This is a genomic window from Alcanivorax sp. (assembly GCF_051117345.1).
Classification (GTDB): domain Bacteria; phylum Pseudomonadota; class Gammaproteobacteria; order Pseudomonadales; family Alcanivoracaceae; genus Alcanivorax.
Map to the genome: position 1 here is coordinate 1 of NZ_JBNPEC010000114.1, position 6268 is coordinate 6268.

At 59.8% G+C, this 6268-nt stretch carries 6 protein-coding genes; all 6 read left to right on the forward strand.

What is annotated here, in order from left to right:
- Positions 1-1037: leucyl aminopeptidase (locus ACFE0K_RS07405; RefSeq protein WP_434535456.1), on the forward strand; the 1037-nt coding region annotated here is incomplete at its 5' end.
- A 69-nt stretch (positions 1038-1106) separates the two neighbouring features.
- Positions 1107-1526 (forward strand): DNA polymerase III subunit chi, encoded by a 420-nt coding sequence (locus ACFE0K_RS07410; RefSeq protein ID WP_434535457.1) that lies wholly within the window; start codon positions 1107-1109, stop codon positions 1524-1526.
- A 19-nt stretch (positions 1527-1545) separates the two neighbouring features.
- On the forward strand, positions 1546-1905 hold the full coding sequence (locus ACFE0K_RS07415; RefSeq protein ID WP_434535458.1) for a hypothetical protein: 360 nt from the start codon (positions 1546-1548) through the stop codon (positions 1903-1905).
- 216 nt (positions 1906-2121) lie between these two features.
- Positions 2122-4881 carry a valine--tRNA ligase gene (locus ACFE0K_RS07420; protein WP_434535459.1) on the forward strand — a complete coding sequence of 920 codons (2760 nt, stop codon included), beginning with the start codon at positions 2122-2124 and terminating at the stop codon, positions 4879-4881.
- A gap of 17 nt (positions 4882-4898) precedes the next feature.
- Complete coding sequence (locus tag ACFE0K_RS07425; protein ID WP_434535460.1) at positions 4899-5465, forward strand: TetR/AcrR family transcriptional regulator; 567 nt, start codon at positions 4899-4901, stop codon at positions 5463-5465.
- A 9-nt stretch (positions 5466-5474) separates the two neighbouring features.
- On the forward strand, positions 5475-6268 hold a 794-nt coding region (locus ACFE0K_RS07430; RefSeq protein ID WP_434535461.1), incomplete at its 3' end, for a class I SAM-dependent methyltransferase.

Here is a 6268-nt window from a genome sequence, read left to right on the forward strand (position 1 = left end):
GCAAACTGAACAAATGGACCTTTTGGCATGCGGAAAAGGATGCCGCCCTGAGCAAGGCCAGCAAGATCGGCAAGGGCGTGGCCGACGGCGTCAACCTGGCCCGCGACCTGGGCAACCTGCCCCCCAACGCCTGCTACCCGGAATACCTGAGCGGCGTAGCCCGGGATCTGGGCAAGCAATATGCAAAACTCACCGTCAAGGTGATCAGCCAGGCCCAGGCGGAAAAGATGGGCATGGGCGCCTTCGTTGCCGTGGCCAAGGGCTCCGAACGCCAGGGCCAGATCATCGTCATGGAATACAAGGGTGCCAAACCCACCAAACAGGGCCCTGTGGCCCTGGTCGGCAAGGGCATCACCTTTGATACCGGCGGCATTTCCCTGAAGCCCGGCGCCAGCATGGACGAGATGAAATACGACATGGGCGGTGCTTCCAGCGTGTTCGGCAGCGTCAAGACCGTGTGCGAGCTGGATCTGCCCATCCACCTGGTGGCCGTGGTAGCGGCAGCGGAAAACATGCCTGACGGCCGCGCCTCCCGCCCCGGTGATATCGTCAAGACCCTGTCCGGGCAGACCGTGGAAATCCTCAACACCGACGCTGAAGGCCGGCTGGTGCTGTGCGACGCCCTCACCTATGTGCAGCAGAAGCACAAACCGCACACCGTCATCGACGTTGCTACCCTCACCGGTGCCTGCGTCGTCGCTCTGGGGGCTCATGCCCAGGCGGTCTATGCCAACGACGACGGTCTGAGCCAGGCGCTGCTGGCTGCCGGCCAGGAAACCGGCGACCGGGGCTGGCCCATGCCCCTGTGGGACGAGTATCAGGGCCAGCTGGACAGCCCCTTCGCCGACATGCAGAACATCGGCGGCCCCAAAGCCGGCTCCATCACCGCCGCCTGCTTCCTGTCCCGCTTTGCCAAGGACGTGAAATGGGCCCATCTGGATATCGCCGGCACCGCCTGGATCAGCGGCGGCATGAGCAAAGGCGCCACCGGCCGGCCGGTACCCATGCTAACTCGCTATTTGATGGATAACGCCTGAGGCTGGGTGCCCGACGTTTGGCGCCTACCTCGCGTCAGGCCTTGGGCGTCAAGCGTCCAAGCTTTTACTATGACTGAAGTTACCTTCTATCTGAGCAACAAGTCCGGCGACGGTGTCCGTCAGGCTCTGGCCTGGCGCATTGCCGACAAGGCCCAGAAACAGGGCCGGCTGGTCTATATTCATTGCCGAGATGCGGACCATGCACGGCAACTGGACGACCAGTTCTGGCAAGCTCCTGCCACCGGTTTCCTTCCCCATGCCATTCAGCAGGAAGGCAAGGCGCCGGTCATCCTGGGCCACGGTGGCGATCCTGGCGATCACCACGATGTGCTGATCAACCTGACCGATCAGGTGCCGGATTTCGCCTCCCGTTTCCAGCGGGTTGCGGAGATGATCAGTGGGGCCGAGAATGAGAGACAGGCTGGGCGCGAGCGATTTCGCTTCTACCGTGAGCGAGGCTTCCCGGTCACCACCCACGAACTGGGCTGAAGAACCCACGGACACCACCATGAGCGACCGGGAGTCACGCAAAAAAGAGCTTCTCAAGGAGCTTGGCGATGTGCAGTCCCTTCTGGACGACGCCGACACACCACCACAACGCACTCCCTCAGAGAGCCACAACCTGGACCGGATGCAGATCCGCAAGCTGGCCAGTGAAAGAAGTAACCCTTTTCTCGGGTCGCCACCGCCCTCTCCCCGGGAAACTTCAGCGCCTGCCATCACGACACCAACCCCCGCGGCGGCTCGTCCTTCTCTGAGCAACGCCGACATTGATGCCGTTATCGATGAACTGGTGGCGGAAGCCCTGCCGAAACTGGAAAAATCCCTGCGCCTGAGGCTGCGCGCCGCCCTGCGCAAGAAATCGTAACGATCCCTCTGGCGGTCCCTGACTGGCGCAGCAAAGGCCGTCCCCTTCGCTTGTCGGTATACCTGCCTGGAAACCCACCAGATCGCCATCACGGCAAGACTCTCCGGACCAGGTGGCCACCAGCCTCCGCCCTCCCGTTTTTCCCGCAACCCGCGACGCAGCCGCCTCGCTCCGCTATAATTCGCCCTCATTTTTTACTGGTTTAGAAGCGGACTCATGGACAAGACTTATCAACCCGATCGCATCGAACAGGCCTGGTATGAAAACTGGGAAAAAGCCGGTTATTTCAAGCCTTCCGGCCAGGGTGATTCCTTTTGCATCATGATTCCGCCCCCCAATGTGACCGGCAGCCTGCACATGGGGCACGCCTTCCAGGACACCATCATGGACACCCTGGTGCGCTACCGCCGCATGCAGGGCCGCAACACCCTGTGGCAGGTGGGCACCGACCATGCCGGCATCGCCACCCAGATGGTGGTGGAACGCAAGCTGGCCGGAGAAGGCACCACCCGCCACGAACTGGGCCGTGACAAATTCCTGGAGAAAGTCTGGGAATGGAAAGGCGAATCCGGCGGCACCATTACCCGCCAGCTGCGCCGCATGGGTGCCAGCGTGGACTGGACCCGTGAACGTTTCACCATGGACGATGGCCTGTCCAACGCGGTACGCGAAGTCTTTGTGCGCCTGCACAAAGAAGGCCTGATTTACCGCGGCAAACGACTGGTGAACTGGGACCCGGCCCTGCACACCGCCATTTCCGATCTGGAAGTGGAAAACGTGGAAGAACAGGGCCACATGTGGCACTTCCGCTATCCACTGTCCGACGGCTCCGGCCATCTGGTAGTGGCCACCACCCGCCCGGAAACCATGCTCGGTGATACCGCCGTGGCGGTTCACCCGGAAGACCCGCGCTACAAGGACATGATCGGCAAGACCATCCGCCTGCCGCTGGCCGAGCGCGACATCCCCATCATTGCCGACGATTACGTGGACCCGGACTTCGGTTCCGGCTGCGTGAAGATTACCCCGGCCCACGATTTCAACGACTACGAAGTGGGCAAGCGTCACGACCTGCCGATGATCAACATCCTGACCATCGACGCGGCGCTCAATGACGAGGTCCCGAAAGCCTATCGCGGCCTGGACCGGGTCGATGCCCGCAAGAAGGTGGTGGACGATCTGGACGCCCTGGGTCTGCTCGAGAAAGTGGCCGACCACACCCTGCAGGTGCCCCGTGGCGACCGCTCCGGCGTGGTCATCGAACCCTACCTGACCGACCAGTGGTTTGTAGCGGTAGAAGAGCTCGCCAAACCAGCCATTGCCGCCGTGGAAAATGGTGACATCCAGTTCGTGCCCAAGAACTACGAGAACATGTACTTCTCCTGGATGCGTGACCTGCAGGACTGGTGTATCTCTCGCCAGCTGTGGTGGGGCCACCGCATCCCGGCCTGGTATGACAACGACGGCAACGTCTATGTGGGCCGCAACGAAGAAGAAGTGCGTGCGGCACATAATCTCGGCGACATCCCCCTGAGCCAGGACGACGATGTGCTGGACACCTGGTTCAGCTCCGCCCTGTGGACTTTCTCCACCCTGGGCTGGCCGGAAGATACCGATGCCCTGCGCACCTTCCACCCCACTGATGTGCTGGTCACCGGCTTCGACATCATCTTCTTCTGGGTGGCGCGAATGATCATGATGACCCTGAAGTTCACCGACCAGGTGCCCTTCAAGAAGGTCTATGTGCATGGCCTCGTGCGCGATAACGACGGCCAGAAAATGTCTAAGTCCAAGGGCAATGTGCTCGACCCCCTGGACATGATCGATGGCATCACCCTGGATGCGCTGGTCGACAAGCGCACCAAAGGCCTGATGCAGCCCCAGAAAGAAAAGCAGATTACCAAGCGCACCCACAAGGATTTCCCGGACGGCATCAACCCCTATGGTACCGATGCGCTGCGCTTCACTTTCCTTTCCCTGGCCTCCACCGGCCGCGATATCAAGTGGGACATGGGCCGGATCGAAGGCTACCGGAACTTCTGCAACAAGATCTGGAATGCCGCCCGCTATGTGATGATGAATACCGAAGGCGAAGACTGTGGTCTCAGCGGAGAGGTGGAATTGTCCCTGGCGGATCGCTGGATCATTTCCGCCCTGCAGCGCGCCGAACAGGAAGTCAGCGAAGCCCTGGACAGCTTCCGTTTCGACGTAGCCAGCCATGCCGCCTACGAGTTCATCTGGAATGAGTACTGCGACTGGTATCTGGAACTCTCCAAGCCGGTGCTCTGGGGTGACGATTACTCCGAGGCCCAGAAACGCGGCACCCGCCGCACCCTGGTCACCGTGCTGGAAGCCATACTCCGTCTGGCCCACCCCTTCATGCCCTACATAAGCGAAGAAATCTGTCAAAAGATTGGCCCCATGGCTGGCAAGAGCGGTGACACCATCATGCTGCAGCCTTTCCCGGCCAGCGACGCCAGCAAGATTGATGATGAAGCGGAAACCGGCGCGGAATGGGTCAAGGCTGTGATCACTGCGGTGCGTAATATCCGCGGCGAAATGGGTATCCCCATGGGCAAGGCTCTGCCACTGTTCCTTCACAATGGCAAAGACAGCGACAAGGCTCTGCTGGATGCCAACCGTACCTTCCTGAGCAAGCTGGCCAAGCTGGAATCCATTACCTGGCTGAATGCGCAGGATTCCGCCCCGGCCTCCGCTACCGCGCTGGTGGGAGACATGGAAATTCTGGTGCCCATGGCCGGCCTGATCGACAAGGACGCAGAAATCGAACGACTGTCCAAGGAAATCGATAAACTGCGCAAGGAAGTGGGTCGCGCCGAAGTCAAACTGAAGAACCCCAAGTTTGTGGACAAGGCGCCCCAGGCAGTGGTGGACAAGGAAAAAGCCAAACTGGATGACTACCGCTCCCAGCAGGCCAAGCTCGAAGAGCAATTGGAAAAAATCAAATACCTGTAAGGGATAACGGACCTTTCATGGATGATCCCCGCCGCGCCCGCATTTTGAGCTGCGCTCAGGAAGTCTTCGCCAGCGAAGGCTTCCGCAGTGCCGAGGTGAAAACCATCGCTGTGCAGGCGGGTGTGGGCAAAGCCACCATCTACAAGTTCTTTCCTTCCAAGGAAGCCCTGCTTCTGACCATCGTGGAAGAAAACCTTAATACCATCCGCGACATCATCTTTGCCGACCTGATGAGCACCGTGCCACCACTGGAGCGGCTGGAAAACCTGTGTCGCAATGTCGCCCGCTATCTGGAACAGAACCAGAACTTCTCCCGAGTACTGATTCAGGAAGCCGGGGATTTCATGGGCGATATCCAGCGCCAGTATCTGGCCTTGATGGAACAGAACCTGCCAGTGGCAGACGCCTTCTTCAAGGAGTTACGCAAAGACGGTTATTTCGTGGCCTTGCCAACCCGCGACACCATCCTGATGATGGTAAATCTGGTGGTGGGCACCACTTATACCTGGGCGCTCACCGGCGAAGGCAGCCTCGAACAACAAGCCGCTGATTACATGAAGGTGTTGATCCGCGGCCTACGATAGGACGAGATCATGCGTATTCTGATTGCCCTGACAGCATTGCTGTCGTTTTCCCTTACACACGCTGCTTCCCTCGACGATATCCTTTCCGCACCCCACCGCAGCGCAGAGGAGAAAGCGCGTGACGACTATCGCCATCCGGCACAGACTCTGGATTTCTTCGGGGTAGAAAAAGACATGACCGTGGCGGAAATCTGGCCCGGTGCGAAAGGCTGGTACACCGCTGTTCTGGCACCCTATCTTCGCGAGGAAGGCACCTTTTACGCTGCCCAGTTTCCGCCGGATAGCGATATCAGTTACTACACCCGCTCACTGACCCTGTTCAAGGCGCATCTTGCGAAATACCCCGCTCTCTACGACCAGGTTCGCATCACCCATCTCTACCCGCCGGTCTACAGCGACATTGCCCCGGCAGGCACCGTGGACCGGGTGCTCACGTTCCGCAATGTGCACAACTGGGCCAAGGCCGGCAAGGCAGAAGCCGTGTTTGCCAGCTTCTTCAAAGCCCTGAAACCCGGCGGCATTCTTGGGGTAGTGGAACACCGGGCGCCGGAGGAGCGTTCACTGGAAGACCAGATTGAAAGCGGCTACATGACCGAAAGCTATGTGATAGCCCAGGCAGAACAAGCCGGGTTCCGTTTGGCAGAACAGTCGGAAATCAACGCCAACCCGCAGGACAGCGCCGACCATCCCGCAGGGGTGTGGACGCTGCCGCCGTCGTTGCGGCTAGGCGATCAGGACAGAGAAAAGTATCTTGCGATCGGAGAAAGTGATCGCATGACACTGAAATTCGTGAAGCCGGAATA

Bases quoted from the DNA above. Each gene is read 5' to 3' on its own strand.
- ACFE0K_RS07410 (WP_434535457.1), top strand. From the start codon at position 1,107: ATGACTGAAGTTACCTTCTATCTGAGCAACAAGTCCGGCGACGGTGTC.
- ACFE0K_RS07415 (WP_434535458.1), top strand. From the start codon at position 1,546: ATGAGCGACCGGGAGTCACGCAAAAAAGAGCTTCTCAAGGAGCTTGGC.
- ACFE0K_RS07420 (WP_434535459.1), top strand. From the start codon at position 2,122: ATGGACAAGACTTATCAACCCGATCGCATCGAACAGGCCTGGTATGAA.
- ACFE0K_RS07425 (WP_434535460.1), top strand. From the start codon at position 4,899: ATGGATGATCCCCGCCGCGCCCGCATTTTGAGCTGCGCTCAGGAAGTC.